This window comes from Micromonospora sp. NBC_01699 (assembly GCF_036250065.1).
Classification (GTDB): Bacteria; Actinomycetota; Actinomycetes; order Mycobacteriales; family Micromonosporaceae; genus Micromonospora_G.
The window spans coordinates 5242809-5258266 of the sequence record NZ_CP109199.1; the positions used below are offsets into that span (position 1 = coordinate 5242809).

A 15458-nucleotide genomic window follows, 5' to 3' on the forward strand; every position below is an offset into this window, starting at 1 on the left:
ATATCCTCGTGGAGCCCGATCGGGAGAGCGCTCCATCCGCACATCGAGGGGTAGTCGGGGGACGACGTGGAGAGCATGACGAAGCTGCGCGTCAGCGAGGCCGAACTCGGCGCGCTGGTGCGGCGGGGCTTCGGCGCCGCCGCCCGGATCGAGCGGTCCCGGGAGCTGACTGACGGGCACTTCAACGTCGCCTACGCGATCCGGCTCACCGACGGTGCCGAACTCGTCCTGAAGATCGCCCCGCCGCCGGGGTTGAAGCTGCTCAGCCACGAGGTCGACCTGATGCGTACCGAGGTGGAGTTCTTCCGCCGGGCCGGGGCCGCCGGTGTCGCCGTACCCGAGGTGGTCTTCGCGGACGGCGAGCGGGACCTGGTCGGCAGCGACTTCGTCTTCCTCAGCCGGATCGACGGGGTGTCCCTGGACAGCGTGCGCGACGGCCTCGGCCCGGCGGCTCTGGCCGCCGTGCGCGCGCAGGTCGCCGCAGAGACGGCCCGCCTGCACACGATCACCGGCCCGGCGTACGGGTATCCGCTGCGCAACAGCCGCAGTTGGCAACCGACCTGGCGGGCCGCGTTCGGGGCGATGGTGTGGGAGATCCTGGCGGACGCCCGGCGGCTGGGCAGCCGGTTGCCGGTCCCGGTGGACGAGATCGGGGCACTGCTCGGCCGGCACGGCGACGTGCTGGACGAGGTCGACCGGCCGGCGCTGGTCCACTTCGACCTCTGGGACGGCAACGTCTTCGTGCTGCCCGACGGCACCGGCGGCGCCACGCTGACCGGGCTGATCGACGGCGAGCGGGCCCTCTACGGCGACCCGGTGGCCGAGTTCGTGTCGATGACCCTGTTCCGGGACCCGGCCGAACTGCCGGACCTGCTCGCCGCCTACACCGCCGCCGGCCACGCGACGATCGAGCCGACCCCGAACGTACGGTGCAGGCTGGCCCTCTACACCTGCTACCTCTACCTGGTCATGTTGGTCGAGGGGGCCACCCGGGGGTGGCGGGGCCCGGAGCGGGAGGGGTTCGAACGCTGGCTGGCCGAGCTGCTGGTCACCCAGCTCGGCCAGCTCCGTTGAGCACACCGGCCACCGAGTCGTCCCCGATTCAGCGGGGCAGTGCCTGCTGCAACTCGGCGCGCAGCGCCGGGGTCAGCATCTCGCCGGCCTGCTTGGCCAGCCGGGCCATCTCGTAGCCGACCACGCCGATGTCGGCGTCGGTCGCGGCGAGGGTGGCCAGGATCGAGCCGTCGCGTACCTGCATGACGAGGAAGTAACCGCGACCCATCTCCACCACGGTCTGCTTGACGATGTCCCCGTCGAACATCTGGGCCGCACCGGCGGTGATGCTCATCAACCCGGAGGTGACCGCCGCCAGCTTGTCGGCGTGGTCGCGCGGCAGGTGGTCGGAGACCGCGACGAGCAGCCCGTCGGCCGAGACCACGATCGCGTGCGCCACCCCGGGCACGCGCTCGGCGAATCCACTGACCAGCCAGTTCAGGTCTCGTGCCGTTTGGCTCAGCGTCGTCACTGTTGCTCCTCTTCCTTGCCCGCGCCGGCCGGCGCCATGGTTATCTCGGTGGTCTCCTCGGCTTCGGCCCGCCGTACGCCGCCGTAGAACTTGGACAGCATCCCACCCACCGCATCCGGATCCGGCTCGTGCCGCTGGACCCGCACCACCTGCGGCGTCGGCTCGTTGGCCGACGGCAGTTGCGCCATCGGCACCCGGACCGGCAGGCCGTTGGCGTTCACCGCCACGGTGACCCGGGTGACCGGTTCGGCGGGCGACGGCGCGGCGGCGGGGGTCGCCCGGCCCGCCGGCTGCCCACCGGCCCGGCCCTGCCGGGACCACCAGGTGCTGTTCTCCGCCGAGCCACCCGCCGCCGGGGTCAGCACGTCCTCGGCCCGGGTCGGCACGCTGCGGACGGGTCGCCGGGAGGCGCCGAGGCCCGGCTGACGGCCGGCGACCGGCAACTCGTCGGCGACCGGCGGTTGCGCCGCCGGTCCGGTGCCGTTGCCGTTGCGCGCCCGGTTCGTCGGCGGCCCGGCGTTGGTCGGCAGCCCGGCCAGGACCCGCCGGTTCGGGGCCTGCTCCAGTTCCGCCTGGCTCGGCGGCGCGGCCAGCAGCGCGGGCGGCAGCAGCACCGACGCCGTCACCCCGTGATCCATCGCCCGCAGCCGTATCTTGACGTGCTGGCGGGCGGCCAGGTGGCTGACCACGAACAGGCCCATCCGTTCCGACGCGGCCACGTCGGCCGCCGGCGGTACGGCGAGCAGCGCGTTGGCCTCGTCCACGGCGGTCGGGCTCATGCCCAGCCCCTCGTCGACGATCTCGATCAGCGCCGCGCCCGGTGCCTCGGCGCGCCCGGAGATGCGCACCACCGTGTCCGGTGGGGAGAAGGTCGCCGCGTTCTCCAGCAGCTCGGCGAGGAGGTGGACCAGGTCCGCGACCGCGTGCCCGACGAGGTAGAGCTGGTCGGCGCTCTCGTGCCGTACCCGCTGGTACTGCTCCACCTCGGCGACGGCGGCGAGCATCACGGCGGAGAGCGGAACCGGCCGGTTCCACCGGCGGGTGGACTCGGTGCCGGCGAGGACCAGCAGGCTGTCGTCGTTACGGCGCATCCTGGCCGCGAGGTGGTCGAGCTTGAACAGGTTGTCCAGCTGGTCCGGGTCGCCCTCCTCCCGTTCCAGCTCGTCGAGGAGTTCGAGCTGGCGTTCGACCAGCAGCTGGCTGCGGCGGGCCAGGTTGACGAACATGGCGTTGACGTTGCGCCGCATCACCGCCTGCTCGACGGCGACGGTGACCGCGCTGCGGTGGACGGCCACGAACGCCTCGGCCACCTCACCGATCTCGTCCATCGACCGGACGATCGCCGGCGGTACCTCGATGTGGGGAACACCCGATTCGACCGTACGCAGGCGCTCCAGGGCCTCGGGAAGATCGATCTGGGCCACCTGGAGGGCCTGACCCCGCAGCATCCGCAGCGAGCGGTTCAGCGACCGGCCGATGATGACCGAGGTGGCCAGACCGACCAGGAGTACGGCCAGCACCCCGCCGGCGACCAGCAGGGTCCGGCGCAACTGGTCGGAGCTGCGGTCCTCGGCGACGCGTACGGCGTCTCCGAGCACGGCGGCCTCGACCTGGCGGAGCAGTTCCTGCCGCTGCTGGCTGACCTGCCACCAGGTGTCGGGGGCGAGCACCTGCGCGCCGTTGGCGCCGACCGCGATGGTGTCCTCCTCCAGCTCGATCGCCGTCTTGAAGCCCGGATCGGCGGCGGCCTGCTGGTAGAGCTGGATCTGCGGGGTGGTCGCCGCGACCCGGAAGTCACCGAGCGCGGTGAGCTGCTGGGCCCGCAGGTCGGTCAGCTCCACCGAGTCGTCGAGGCCGTACTGGCCGGCTCGGGCGGCACTGTAGAGCGTTCCCCGGATCTGCGAACCGATCTCCTTGACCCGGGCCATCTGCACGTAGCGCAGGACCCGGTCGGTCAGGTCCTGCTCGTCGTCGCCGGGTGACGGCTCGGCGAGCAGGGTGAGCAGCGCCTCGATGGCCCGGTTGTAGGTGCCCAGGACGGTGTTGACGTTGAGCACACCGGCCGGGACCGCCGACCGGACGTCGGGAAGCTGGCGCAGCGCGTCCATCACCCGGGCGTAGGAGACCCGCCAGGAGGCATCCACGTCGGCCAGCGGCGCCGCGGCCTCCTGCAACCGGGTGGTCGCCTGGTCGGCCGCGTCGTACGTCGCCTTCAGGGCGCCCTGGATCCGAGCCGGGTCGCCGCGCCCGTCGGCCGAGGCCCCCGCCCCGGCCAGCTCGCCCGCGGTCCGGTCCCGTTCCTGCTGCAACTCGTGCACCAGGGCGGTGATCTGTCGACCGATGGCGACCTCCTGGGCGAACTCGCCCAGCACGTTGGCCTGTCCGAGCAGGGTGCCGGTCTGCACGGTGGCCAGCACCAGGAACGCCACCGACGGGATGACCAGCACCGCGCCGAGCTTCACCCGCAGGCGCCAGTCCCGCAGCCGCAGCGGAGATCGTCGTCGATGTGGCACGACGCGCACGTCGAGCCGGCGGCGACGGTGGTTGGGCACCCCGCTGCCCGAGGGGTCAAGAGCAGCAGCCACCACGCCTCCTACTTTCCTCGATGCCGGGCACGTCGAGGAGCGGGGTTCATCTCAACCAGGTAGGAGAGCCCTGTCAACCATCCGAACAGCAGCGCGGCACAGGAAGGATACTGCGGCCCAGCCGGTGCTACCGGACTCGCCTAGTGACCCTCATCCGTCCGGCTGATACGTTCGAGCACGACGCCGTCGTGGAACCGACCGATCGCGATCAATGCCGCACCGGTCGCGCCGATCTCCGGATTGCGTACGTGGCTCACCCGGCGCGGTGCCAGCGCCGAGACGAAGGCGTCCCGCCACCACTGCGACGCGGCCACCGCACCGCCGCCGAGAACCACCTCGACCGGGTAGTCCACGGTGGATTCGATCTCGGTCAGGTCGGCCGCCACCTGCCGGCACAGGGCCTCCATCAGGCCGGCGAAGATGTCCACCGCCCTGGTCCCGAAGCTCAGCCCGTACACCTTGCCGGAGCCGGCCGGGGCCAGGCCCGGCGGCCGGTCGCCGCCCAACCGGGGGTCGGCGACCACGCCGGCACCGGGTCGGATCGCGGCCAGCGCCTGCTCCAGCTCCGCTCCCGACGGCAGCCGCAGCACCTTGTTCGCCCAGGCGAACAGGTTGCCGCCGGCGGAGTAGGCGGTCCCGGTGACGATGTGCCGGTGGTCCACCCGGTACCGCCAGAGCCCGTCCGGCAGCGGCGGCAGGACCGCTCCCGCGGGCGCCGCCTGGACCAGCCGGACGGCCGCCGACGTACCGACGGTGACCGCCGCCCGGTACGGGTCGACGCAGCCGGAGCCCACGTTGGACGCGGCGCCGTCGCCGGTCGGGCAGGACCACGGTACGTCCCGCAGCCCCGGCCAGCGCCGGGCGAGGTCGGGGCGAAGCCGCCCGGTCCAGTCCACCGCCGCCAGTTCGGGCAGCTCACCGCGGCCCACCTCGGCCAGCGCGCACGCCTCGGGGTCCCAGTCCAGTGTGCGCAGGTCGAGCAGGCCGGTGCCGGATGCCTGGGAGACCGACATCGGGGCGTGGTCGAGCAGGGCGCCGAAGGCGTACTCGACCAGTCCGACGAAGCGCGCCGGGCGGATGTCGGACGACTCCCGCAGCCAGGGCAGCCGTACGCTCCAGTAGAACCGGTGCCACCAGGTGCCCGTACGGTGGTGGAAGTCGTCCGGGTCGGCCGGGCCGGGCATGGTCGACGGTGGCGACGAGCGACTGTCGAGCCAGGTCAGCACCGGTCCGAGCGGCTTTCCGTGCTGGTCGAGCGGGAGCACCGAGTGCCACTGGGCGGCGGTGGCGACCAGGCCGATGTTGTCGAGGTGGCCGGCCTCGCTCAGCTCGTCGAGGCAGGCTTCGAGCGCCGTCAGGTAGTCGGTCGCGTCCAGGGTCGCGGCCCCGTCGTCGCCGATCGTGATGGTCATCTTCCGGCGTGCCAGGGCACCGGGCAGCGGCACGGCGTCGGCGTCGAGGACCAGCCCCCGTACCGACGAGGTGCCCAGGTCGAGCGCGAGAATGTTCATCGCCGGCCACCGTACCCGGCGGGCCCGGCCGGTATGCCCACGGTGGCGGCGGCCGGCGGCGGCCCGGTGGCCCGACGGCCCGCACCGCATCGACAAGTACCGATTGACTGATCGATTTCGGTCCACCTGGTGGACGGCGGGTGGGGCGGTCGCCGACGCTGGCCGCGGCCCCTCGTAGCCTCCGGAACATGATCGCGCGATGCCAATTCTGGTGGCCCGCCAACCCGGCGGCCGACCTTCGCGCGTAGTTCTTTCACGCGGCCGCCCGACCCGGTGGCCGCCAGCGTCCTCCCCGCTCCCCGGCCGCCACACCGGACGGCCCCCGGCCCGAGGAGACGCCCATGGACCTGCTCTCGCACCTGCTCAGCATGATCGCCGCCGGCACCGGACCCGGTCCGTTCGCGATCATCCGGCGTGCCGACGCCCCGGACCTGGAGGTGTTCACCGGGCAGCTGCGTACGGTCGAGCGACTGGCCGACATCCCGCTGCCGGACGGCCCGGCCGGTGCCCGCACCCTGGCCCTGGTGCCGTACCGGCAGATCGCCGAGCGTGGCTTCGCCTGCGTCGACGACGGCGCCCCGCTGGAGTGCCTGACCATCGGCGCGCAGCAGCGGGTCCCGCTGGAGCGGGTCCTGGCGGCCCTGCCCGACCAGCCCGTACGCACCGACGGCGGCGCCTTCGACCTGCCCGACGAGGAGTACGCGGAGATCACCCGACAGGTCCTGCGGGAGGAGATCGGCCGGGGCGAGGGCGCCAACTTCGTGATCCACCGCAGTTATCGGGCCAACCTGGTCGGGGAGCCGCTGACCGCCGCGCTGGCGGCACTGCGCCGGCTGCTGACCGCCGAACGCGGCGCGTACTGGACCTTCGTGGTGCACACCGGCACCCGCACCCTGGTCGGGGCGAGCCCGGAGCGGCACGTCAGCGTCGAGGACGGGCTGGCGATGATGAACCCGATCAGCGGCACCTTCCGGCACCCGGACGGGCCGGCGGACCGGGACGCGCTGCTGCGTTTCCTCGCCGACCCGAAGGAGACCGACGAGCTGTACATGGTGCTCGACGAGGAACTGAAGATGATGGCGACCGTGGCCGAGCAGGGCGGGCAGGTGGTGGGGCCGTACCTGAAGGAGATGTCGCATCTGGTGCACACCGAGTACCTGCTCGCCGGCCGGGGCTCGCTGGACGTACGCGACGTGCTGCGCGAGACGATGTTCGCCCCCACGGTGACCGGCTCCCCGATGGAGAACGCCTGCCGGGTGATCGCCCGCCGGGAGCAGGGGCGGGGCCGGGGCTACTACGCCGGGGTGCTGGCGTTGCTCGGCCTCGACGACGAGGGGCGGCAGACCCTCGACGCGCCGATCCTGATCCGTACCGCCGAGATCTCCCCGGCCGGGGCGCTGCGGGTGCCGGTCGGCGCGACCCTGGTCCGCCACTCGACGCCGGAGGGAGAGGTGGCCGAGACCCACGCCAAGGCGGCCGGCGTGCTCGCCGCGCTCGGGCTGCGCCCGGCCGCCCCGGTCCGGGGGGCGGGGCTGCCGGACCGCCTGGCCGACGACCCGGCGGTACGCGCCGCGCTGGCCGCCCGCAACGACCGGCTGGCCCGGTTCTGGCTGGAGCAGCGCGCTCCCGGCGCCGCTCTGGTGCCGGCGCTCGCCGGCCGGCGGGTGCTGATCGTCGACGGGGAGGACACCTTCACCGGCATGCTGGCCCACCAGCTGCGGGCCCTGGGACTCACCGTCGAGCTGCGCCTCTGGCAGGACGCCGCCGACGCACTCGCCGACGGCGCCGATCTGGTGGTGGTGGGGCCCGGTCCGGGTGATCCGAACCAGGTCGACGACCCGAAGATGGACAGCCTGCGGCGGCTGCTCACCGGCCTGCTCGACCAGGGTCGGCCGACCCTCGCCATCTGCCTCGGGCACCAGCTGCTGTCCGGGCTGCTCGGGCTTCGCCTGCACCGGCGGGACGCGCCGTACCAGGGGCTGCAACGTGAGGTCGAGCTGTTCGGCAGCGTCCGGCGGGTCGGCTTCTACTCCACCTTCACCGCGCTCGCCGACGCCGACGAACTGGTCACCGCGTACGGGCCGGTCCGGGTGGCCCGGGACGCCGCCGACGGCGCGGTGCACGCCCTGCGCGGCCGGACCTTCGCCGGGGTGCAGTTCCACCCCGAGTCCGTGCTCAGCCAGGACGGCCTGGCGGTGCTGGCCGAACTGCTCGGCGAGTTGCTGCCGACCCCGGCGGCGCCGGCACGCTGAGCGAGCGGGTTCGGCATATCTCCCCGGATCCGGGGTAGGGCTTCTGTACGCCGGTGGTTCGAGCGGGTCGAGAGCCCTCGCTCGGACCACCGGTTCGTCCCGCGTGGTCAGGCGCCGTCCGCCGGCCCGCGCCACGACACCCCAGCCTCCGCCGCCATGCCCGGCCCGGCACCGGGCCGGTCCCCGATCACCGGCCCGGTGCCGGACCGGTCGCCGGCCCACCGACGGCGGCCAGCACGCCAGCTCGTCGCGGCGCCGGTCCGGCTCACCATCAGGTCACTCCCCTCGCCCGTTCCGTCCCGACCACCGTCGCCCGCCTCGCCCGTACCGTCCGACTGCCCTCGCCCGTACCGTCCGACTGCCCTCGCCCGACCTCGCCCGCTTTGTCCCGACGCGACCTACCCGCTCAGTTCACGAAAAAACATCGATTTACCCCGTCCGGAATCCGACCGTGTCACCCCGGAACCGCCGTCGAGGACGGGTCGGCGGAGCGGCAACGGGGGGAGGCCGGCGGGTCGACGGCGCTTCCACGGGAGGGGCGACGACAAGATCGATTGGCCGGGTCCGGCCGTCCGTCCCCGCCCCGGCCAGGCATATCGATCATCCGACGCGTCCACAGTGGTGTTCCGGGCGGTCGACCGGTCGGATACGGTGGTTGTTAACTTCCGGTCACAGCAGGTCGTCGTCGATGCCGGCCGGCTCACCCGGAACCCAGGCGCGACCGGGTCCCCGCCCACGGGGAACCTCCGGACCCACCCGCCGCCGGCACGCTCCCCGGACCAACCGTCCCCGGCTCGCGCGCCCGATCGGCGAAACGTGCCCCGTCCCGGCGATCCATTCGGCAGGATCGTCATCAACGAGGAGGTGCCGCTGTGCAGGACACTCGGACCCGCACGCTGTCTTTCCAGGTCAGCGGGCTGCCCCCGATCAGGACCGAGGCGCTTTCGATCTTCTCGGCCGGGCACCGCCAGGCGAACCGGGTGCGGGCCCTGCTCGAAGCCGCCTGCGCCGCCGCCCAGGACAGCGGCTGGACCGCGCTGACCGACCCGATCGAACTGGATCTGGTCCTGCACTGCCCGCCCGAACACCACGGCGCGGACGCGGCCACCCTGCTCGGCGGGGTCGGAGCCGTGCTCCAGGACAAGCGGCACGCGGTCAACATCGGTCTGGCTCACCTCGGCGCCCTGGTCGACGTCAAGCTGTACGTCGACAACCGGCAGATCCGCCGGATGTCGTACCGGGAGGAGCCGGCGGAGACGACGTCGTACGAGGTTCGAGTCGCCGCGATACCGGCGGCAGGTTGAGCGGCGCCCGCGGTTGGGTACCGCGGACCCGACGAAGGGAGTACCCATGTCGGAGCCACACGTCACACTGGACCCGGGCGGGCTGAGCCCGGCCCTGGAGAGCCTGCGCGGGCCGCTGGAGGAACAACTGAGTTCGGCGCTGCGGGTGGCGAGCGATCGCGTCCGCGCCGGGTACGACGGCGAGCCGGTCGAGGAGGTCTGCCGGCGGCTGCTCGACGAGACCCGGGCCGGCCTGCACCCGGACATCGCCGCCGGCTTCACGCCGGACATGGACGAGTTCTGCCGGGTGGCGATCGCGATCGTCCGGCGCGAGGTGCACCACTGAGCGGCGATCGCGCTCCGCTGGCACGGGGTGCACCACTGGCCCGTGCCGGTACGACACACCGGTGGCGGGGCTGACCGGACGGCCGCCGGTCAGCTCCGGCGTACGTCGACGGCGACGACCCGGGTGCCGTCGGGACGGGTGAGTTCCAGTGCCCGGATCGGTGGCGCCTGGTCGCTGCCGGCTGCCACCTGGATGCCCAGGCCGTGGCTGAGGTGCCCCTCGAAGTCACCGGCGAGGGCGTAGCCGCGCAGGGTGGGGTAGCCCAGCCGGGGCTCGGGTGAGCCGGTCAGCGAGCTGCGTCCGCGCTCGTCGTGGGCCTGCGCCGGGTCGAACCGGATCAGCAGGAAGGCGTTGCCGGGCAGCGGCACCGGGTCGCCGGTTCCGTCGGCCAGCACCCGGGGCACGTAGGCCAGGGTGTAGGAGGGCGGGCCGCCCCGGAACGCGAAGGTGATCCGGGTGTAGTTCTCCGCCGGGTGGTCACCCACCCGTACCTCGACCAGCAGCGGCAGCGGCGGTGCCGGTGGCGGCGCGACCGGCAGCCGGACCTGGTGACTGATCCGCACCTCCCGGCTCGGCACCGCCCAGCCGTAGGTCACCCGCTCGTCGGCGACGGGCGGGTCGGAGGTGGGTCCACGGGTCGGGGCGGCCGGCGTGGTCGCGGGGCCGGTGGCCGGGGTGGACGGTCCGACCGGCGGCGTGGCGGCCGTCGGCTGCGGGGTGGCCGGGTCGCCCCGGTCGGCCGACGTGCAGCCGGTGGCGAGCATGACGACCACAAATGCGAGAAATGGTACGCGCTGACGTGTCATGCACCTTTGACGCGTACCGCCGGTCCGGGGTTTACCGGGGCGGCGCCCCGGAAGTTGCGCCATCCGTCGAGGGTCCGGGTCCGGGCCGGGCGCCCGCCGGGATCATCGCAGCTCAACGAGGACGCGTACGCATACCAGATCATCGGACACAACGGGATATTGAAATCGACAGATCTGGATGTCTAAGATCCTGGCACCCCTCGGCAAGCATTGGAGAGTGAGCTATGACCTCACGAAGAGTCAGCCGGCTCCTGGTCGCACTCGTGACGACGGCGGGCGCCATGCTCGGCGCCACGATCGCCAGCGCACCGGCCTCGGCCGACGTGTCGATCAACGCCACGGTCTGCTACAACACCAGCCAGGCCGGCAGCTACGCCGGCATCGCCAACCAGGCCGCCACGATCTGGAACAACGCGACCGTCAACCTCACCCTCTCCGCCGGCTGCGGGTCGAACCTGCGGATCTACCAGATCACCGGCGGCGGCTCCTACGCCGTCCGCACCAGCCTGGGCAACGGCCGGGTCTACATCGACACCCAGCAGGCCGCGCAGTACAGCCCACTGCGGATCATGACGCACGAGATCGGCCACATCCTGGGCCTGCCGGACAACTACAACGGCAACTGCGCCCTGCTGATGTCGGGCGGCAGCGCCGGTACGAGCTGCACCAACGCGTACCCGAGCACCGCCGAGGCGAACCGGGTGAGCAGCCTCTTCGCCGGCACCCGGATCGGCGCCGACGTCGGCAGCCAGGTGTTCCAGGACAGCTGGCCGGCAGCGGCCGTCAAGGTCGGCTGACCTTCCCGACCCACCTGGTTCCCCGCTCCTCCTCCCCGAGGCGGGAACCACGACCGGGGGCCGGCGAATCCCGCCGACCCCCGGTCGCCCGTTCGTCACCGGCCGCACGACTCTATGACGGGCCCGACCGACGGCCGGCTCAGTGCACCAGCGGCACCATGTTCCGGGTGATCTTCCCGTCCGGGTTGTAGACCACGCACATGATGCTCCGGTCGCCGTCCGCCCAGGTCTCCGCGGTGGGCAGGACCGGATAGAAGTCCATACCCGACTCCGACTGACCACCCCATCGGCGGACGAAGTCCCGACCACACTCCTGCCAGCCGTACGCGGCCACCGCCGGCCGGTGCCACTCCCCGTCGGCGGCCTGCACGAATCCGTACGACTCGTTGTCGGCCCGCTCCTCGCACGGCTTGTAGAGCACCACCACGTCGTTCGCCCGGTCCAGGTACGCCGGGTCGGAGAAGCACTCACCGCCCTCGATGTCGAGGATGCCGGTGGTCTCCGCGGTGATGAAGTCGTCCCCCTTGACCGCGATCGGCTGCGGCGGCTCTGCCCTCGGAAACACCCCGATCAGCGCGACGGCGGCCACCGCGGCCCAGCGACGACGGCTCCTCAGCAGGGGATTCGGCAGGGCGAGAGTCATCGATGCGGCCTGTTCTGGACGGCGGTACGGGCTACCGGTCGGGCCCCGCCGCATGGTAGGCGGGCGTCGGTGAACCAGCGGCCGACCACACCTGTCCGGCCGGCGACCGGAAGGTGACGCCCGTACCGGGCTTCGTCGTGGTGATCTTTAGTTCACCTGGTAGCAAGCCCGGCGTCGGGTTGTGGTCGGCCTACTCCGACTCAATGCGGAGGTCCGCGGCGCTCCCGCTGGCGGACAATCCACTTCTCTTGAGGGGTGACCCCTACCTTGAACGACAACAAGCGACCGTGGATCACGGGCTCGCGGCGGGCGAAGCTCGCCGCCGTGGGCGCCGCCGCGCTCATCGTCGGCGGCTTCGCGTTCGGCCCGTCGGCGTTCGGTGACGCCGCGCCGACCAAGTTCCCGGCGGCCGAGATTCACAAGCCCTCCCCGATGCCCGACCGCGTGATCCTCACGCCGACCACCACCCCGGCCACCTCGCAGAAGGTGACCTGGCGGGCCGAGGCTTCCTCCGAATGGGCCCAGGCCCAGATCCTTGAGGCGCCCAAGGCGCTCGGCGACGTGGCGCCGGCCGCGGGCGCGGTGACCACCGTCAACGCGAGTGCCAACTCGTCGGTGAACACCTCGCTCGGGTACGCCTCCAGCTACCACACCGTCGAGTTCTCCGGTCTGAAGCCGAACACCCGGTACACCTACCGGGTCGGCGACGGCACCAACTGGAACGAGTGGTCCGACTTCACCACCGCGGCCGAGGGCTTCTCCCCGTTCTCGTTCATCTACTACGGTGACGCGCAGAACTACATCGACTCGGCGGTTCCCCGGGTCTTCCGGCAGGCGTTCGCCGACCGGCCCGAGGCCAAGATGATCGTCAACGCCGGCGACCTCATCGACAGCGCCAACAGCGACGAGCAGTGGGGCCAGTGGTTCAAGGCCGACGGCTTCATCAACCAGCAGGTCAACAACATCTCGATCCCGGGTAACCACGAGTACAGCGGTGGCCTGTCCGGGTTCTGGCGGCCGCAGTTCCCGTACCCGGACAACGGTCCGGGCAACGCGGAGCTGAAGCAGACCACCTACTACGTCGACTACCAGGGCGTGCGCTTCATCGGCCTGGACTCCAACGTGCAGAGCGTCCCCGCCCTGATGGCCTCGCAGACCGCGTGGCTCGACGGCGTACTCAAGGACAACCCGAACAAGTGGACCGTGGTCACCTTCCACCACCCGGTCTACTCGAACACGAGCACCCGTAACAACCCGCAGGTCCGCGACCAGTGGGGCCCGCTGCTGGAGAAGTACGGCGTGGACCTGGTGCTCCAGGGCCACGACCACTCGTACGCCCGCGGCAACGTCGCGACGACCCGCAAGTCGAGCACCGTGCACAACGGTGTCGTCTACGTGGTGTCGGTCTCCGGCGGCAAGATGTACGAGCTCAACGGCGGCGAGAACTGGACCGGCAACGGTGCGGAGCTGTCCAGCCGGTCGGAGAACATCCAGCTCTACCAGATGATCGACGTCGAGGGCGACTCGATCCGGTTCGAGGCGCGCAGCGCCAACGGCGAGCACCAGGACGGCTTCCTCATCCGCAAGAACGACGCGGGTGTGCGTACCGTCAACGAGTTCCGCACCCCGGAGAACAGCACCGGCGAGCGGGCCCTGACCGCCCAGAAGACCGTCGCCGTGGGCGAGAAGATCGGGGTCAAGGCGTACAACTACGACCCGAACGAGACGGTGAGCGTGTACCTGCGCTCGACCACCCTCGGTGAGGGCAAGCCCGGCGTCCTGATCGCGTCGAAGAAGGCCGACGAGCTGGGCCAGTTCAACTACACCTTCACCGTGCCGGAGGGCACCAAGAAGGGCAGCACCCAGGTTGTCTACCTGGTGAGCGAGAACCAGAAGATCACCACCCCGGCGATCACCATCAGCAAGTAATCCGTCCCGGGTGCGGATCGGCCACGTCGGCCGGTCCGCACCCGGTCCGGCCCGGACAGGAGCTTTCGTGACCATCCGTACGCGCGCGCTGGCGGGTCCGCTGCTGGGCGCCCTGGTCGCGCTGGTCGCGGTCATCGGCCCGGCCACCCCGGCCGCCGCCCACCCGTTCGGCCCACCGGCCACGGCGCGGATCAGCGCCGACGGTACGCGAGTGAGCATCGCCTGGCTCGCGGCCGAAGACGACTGGGTGGCCCTCGGCCAGTCCCTCGGCGCGTTCGAGGACCCCGCGTCGGGCAAGGTGGACGGCGCTCTCACCGGGGAAAAGAAGCTGCAACGCTCCCCCGCCGTCCGCGACTACCTGCTGAAACGGATCACCGTCAGCCAGTCCGGCCAGCCCTGCACCGGCCGGCTCGACACCCTCGAACGCCTGGTCAAGCAGGGTGCCCGACTCGACTTCGAGTGCCCGCAGCCGGTCACCGACCTGGACGTCACGGTCAGCGCGCTGACCGACCTGAACACCGCGTACCGCACGGCTCTGACCGCCGACGTGCCGATGACCCCGCCGGAAGCCCTCTTCACCGCCACCGAGGGCAGCCACCGGGTCCGGTTGGGCACGGGCGAGGGCGGCTCCGGGCGCCCGGCCGCGGTCGGCACCGTCGCCGCCGGTACCGGCATCGCCGCGGTGGCCATCCTCGCCGGAGTATGGGTCAACCGGCGGCGTCGGACGAGAAGGAAGCCGGCATGACCTGGATCAACGGGCTGGACAACCACCTGATCGCGCTCTTCGACAGCGGGGCGGTGTTCTGGCTGGCCCTGCTGGTGGCGCTCGGCGTCGGCGCGGCGCACGCGGTCGCCCCCGGACACGGCAAGAGCGTGACGGCGGCGTACCTGGTCGGCACCCGGGGCCGCTATCGGGACGCGGTACGGCTCGGCGCCATCGTCGCGCTGATGCACACCTTCTCCGTACTCGTTCTCGCCCTGGTCTGGGTGGGTCTGACCGGGGCCGCCGGTCTCGGCACCAAGTCGATCACCGCCTGGCTCCAGGCGCTCGCCGGGCTGGTGGTGATCGGCGTCGGCGTCCACCTGACCTACCGCCACCTGCGCGGCGGCGGCCACGGCCACTCACACACGCACGGCCACTCCCACGGGCACGGGCACGCTCCCGGCCACTCGCACGGTCCCGGCCACTCGCACGGTCCCGGCCACTCGCACGCCTCGGAGTCGGCGGCCGGCGCCGGTGACGAACACGGGACCGGGGATGAGCAGGTCCAGCCGGCCGAGCACTCGCACCAGCACGGTCGGCCGGTCGTCGAGGTGGGGTCCGGCACGGCCACCGCGACGATCACCGCCGAGCCGGTGGCGGCGACCGGGTCGGAGCATCACCATCACCATGAGCCGGCCGAGCTGACCGATCCGTGGTCGCGGCGAGGACTGCTCGCGCTCGGTCTCTCGGGTGGGCTGCTCCCTTCACCGTCGGCGTTCCTGGTGCTGGTCAGCGGGCTGCTCACCGGACGGGCGCTGGACGCGGTGATCCTGGTGATCGTGTTCGGCATCGGGATGGCCGCCACCCTGACCGGCGTCGGCGTGCTGACCATCCGGGGCTACACGCTGCTGACCAACCGGGCCCGCTCCTGGTCACCGCTGGCGAAGGTGATCGCCTGGATACCCGCCGCCGCCGGAGTCGTGGTCGCCATCGGCGGCTGCCTCTACCTGGCCGCCGCCCTCACCGTGCTCACCTGATCCCCTGCATGATTTCGAAGAGTCCGGCCGGATATCGCGAG

At 72.0% G+C, this 15458-nt stretch carries 14 protein-coding genes; 8 read left to right on the forward strand and 6 right to left on the reverse strand.

The genetic code is table 11. The features are described from left to right. Positions 1-75 precede the first annotated feature (75 nt). The gene (locus tag OG792_RS21370) at positions 76-1074 is read left to right on the forward strand and encodes a phosphotransferase family protein (RefSeq protein WP_329101554.1); all 999 of its coding nucleotides are present in this window, start codon (positions 76-78) and stop codon (positions 1072-1074) included. Between the two features lie 28 nt (positions 1075-1102). Here the strand turns inward: OG792_RS21370 and OG792_RS21375 are convergent, their stop codons facing one another. From OG792_RS21375 to OG792_RS21385, 3 genes are all read right to left on the reverse strand, one after another. Continuing rightward, the gene (locus tag OG792_RS21375) at positions 1103-1525 is read right to left on the reverse strand and encodes a roadblock/LC7 domain-containing protein (protein ID WP_442932271.1); all 423 of its coding nucleotides are present in this window, start codon (positions 1523-1525) and stop codon (positions 1103-1105) included. Beyond that, a complete protein-coding gene (locus OG792_RS21380; RefSeq protein ID WP_329101556.1) occupies positions 1522-4110 on the reverse strand; it encodes a sensor histidine kinase in 2589 nt (862 codons plus the stop codon). The genes OG792_RS21375 and OG792_RS21380 overlap by 4 nt, the downstream gene beginning before the upstream one ends. Before the next feature lie 140 nt (positions 4111-4250). Beyond that, positions 4251-5621, reverse strand: a complete 1371-nt coding sequence (locus OG792_RS21385) for an FGGY family carbohydrate kinase (RefSeq protein ID WP_329101558.1) — start codon at positions 5619-5621, stop codon at positions 4251-4253. Between the two features lie 341 nt (positions 5622-5962). Between OG792_RS21385 and OG792_RS21390 the strand changes: the two genes are divergently transcribed. Continuing rightward, positions 5963-7873 carry a chorismate-binding protein gene (locus tag OG792_RS21390; RefSeq protein WP_329101560.1) on the forward strand — a complete coding sequence of 637 codons (1911 nt, stop codon included), beginning with the start codon at positions 5963-5965 and terminating at the stop codon, positions 7871-7873. Positions 7874-7980: 107 nt separating this feature from the next. Here OG792_RS21390 and OG792_RS21395 read toward each other — a convergent pair whose 3' ends face one another. Then, positions 7981-8145, reverse strand: coding sequence for a hypothetical protein (locus OG792_RS21395; protein ID WP_329101561.1), 165 nt, complete (start codon positions 8143-8145; stop codon positions 7981-7983). A 600-nt stretch (positions 8146-8745) separates the two neighbouring features. Between OG792_RS21395 and OG792_RS21400 the strand changes: the two genes are divergently transcribed. Together OG792_RS21400 and OG792_RS21405 are read left to right on the forward strand one after the other, a co-directional pair. Next, positions 8746-9177, forward strand: coding sequence for a hypothetical protein (locus tag OG792_RS21400; RefSeq protein WP_329101563.1), 432 nt, complete (start codon positions 8746-8748; stop codon positions 9175-9177). A gap of 46 nt (positions 9178-9223) precedes the next feature. Continuing rightward, on the forward strand, positions 9224-9502 hold the full coding sequence (locus OG792_RS21405) for a hypothetical protein (protein ID WP_329101565.1): 279 nt from the start codon (positions 9224-9226) through the stop codon (positions 9500-9502). Positions 9503-9591: 89 nt separating this feature from the next. Here the strand turns inward: OG792_RS21405 and OG792_RS21410 are convergent, their stop codons facing one another. Further along, complete coding sequence (locus OG792_RS21410; protein WP_329101567.1) at positions 9592-10308, reverse strand: AMIN-like domain-containing (lipo)protein; 717 nt, start codon at positions 10306-10308, stop codon at positions 9592-9594. A gap of 224 nt (positions 10309-10532) precedes the next feature. Between OG792_RS21410 and OG792_RS21415 the strand changes: the two genes are divergently transcribed. Then, positions 10533-11105, forward strand: coding sequence for a snapalysin family zinc-dependent metalloprotease (locus OG792_RS21415; protein ID WP_329101568.1), 573 nt, complete (start codon positions 10533-10535; stop codon positions 11103-11105). A 139-nt stretch (positions 11106-11244) separates the two neighbouring features. Here OG792_RS21415 and OG792_RS21420 read toward each other — a convergent pair whose 3' ends face one another. After that, positions 11245-11748 carry a hypothetical protein gene (locus OG792_RS21420; RefSeq protein ID WP_329101570.1) on the reverse strand — a complete coding sequence of 168 codons (504 nt, stop codon included), beginning with the start codon at positions 11746-11748 and terminating at the stop codon, positions 11245-11247. Positions 11749-12003: 255 nt separating this feature from the next. Here OG792_RS21420 and OG792_RS21425 point away from each other — a divergent pair, with 255 nt between their 5' ends. The 3 genes from OG792_RS21425 to OG792_RS21435 all read left to right on the forward strand — a co-directional run bounded on the left by OG792_RS21425 (position 12004) and on the right by OG792_RS21435 (position 15417). Further along, positions 12004-13677 (forward strand): metallophosphoesterase family protein, encoded by a 1674-nt coding sequence (locus tag OG792_RS21425; RefSeq protein ID WP_329101572.1) that lies wholly within the window; start codon positions 12004-12006, stop codon positions 13675-13677. Positions 13678-13744: 67 nt separating this feature from the next. Beyond that, positions 13745-14422 (forward strand): hypothetical protein, encoded by a 678-nt coding sequence (locus tag OG792_RS21430; RefSeq protein ID WP_329101574.1) that lies wholly within the window; start codon positions 13745-13747, stop codon positions 14420-14422. Further along, entirely contained in the window at positions 14419-15417 is a 999-nt protein-coding gene (locus OG792_RS21435; RefSeq protein WP_329101576.1) for a HoxN/HupN/NixA family nickel/cobalt transporter, read from the forward strand. The genes OG792_RS21430 and OG792_RS21435 overlap by 4 nt, the downstream gene beginning before the upstream one ends. Positions 15418-15458: the final 41 nt, after the last annotated feature.

Coding starts and splice junctions, on each gene's coding strand:
- OG792_RS21435 (WP_329101576.1), top strand. CDS start 14,419: ATGACCTGGATCAACGGGCTGGACAACCACCTGATCGCGCTCTTCGAC.
- OG792_RS21410 (WP_329101567.1), bottom strand. CDS start 10,308: ATGACACGTCAGCGCGTACCATTTCTCGCATTTGTGGTCGTCATGCTC.
- OG792_RS21385 (WP_329101558.1), bottom strand. CDS start 5,621: ATGAACATTCTCGCGCTCGACCTGGGCACCTCGTCGGTACGGGGGCTG.
- OG792_RS21370 (WP_329101554.1), top strand. CDS start 76: ATGACGAAGCTGCGCGTCAGCGAGGCCGAACTCGGCGCGCTGGTGCGG.
- OG792_RS21420 (WP_329101570.1), bottom strand. CDS start 11,748: ATGACTCTCGCCCTGCCGAATCCCCTGCTGAGGAGCCGTCGTCGCTGG.
- OG792_RS21415 (WP_329101568.1), top strand. CDS start 10,533: ATGACCTCACGAAGAGTCAGCCGGCTCCTGGTCGCACTCGTGACGACG.
- OG792_RS21390 (WP_329101560.1), top strand. CDS start 5,963: ATGGACCTGCTCTCGCACCTGCTCAGCATGATCGCCGCCGGCACCGGA.
- OG792_RS21405 (WP_329101565.1), top strand. CDS start 9,224: ATGTCGGAGCCACACGTCACACTGGACCCGGGCGGGCTGAGCCCGGCC.
- OG792_RS21395 (WP_329101561.1), bottom strand. CDS start 8,145: ATGGTGAGCCGGACCGGCGCCGCGACGAGCTGGCGTGCTGGCCGCCGT.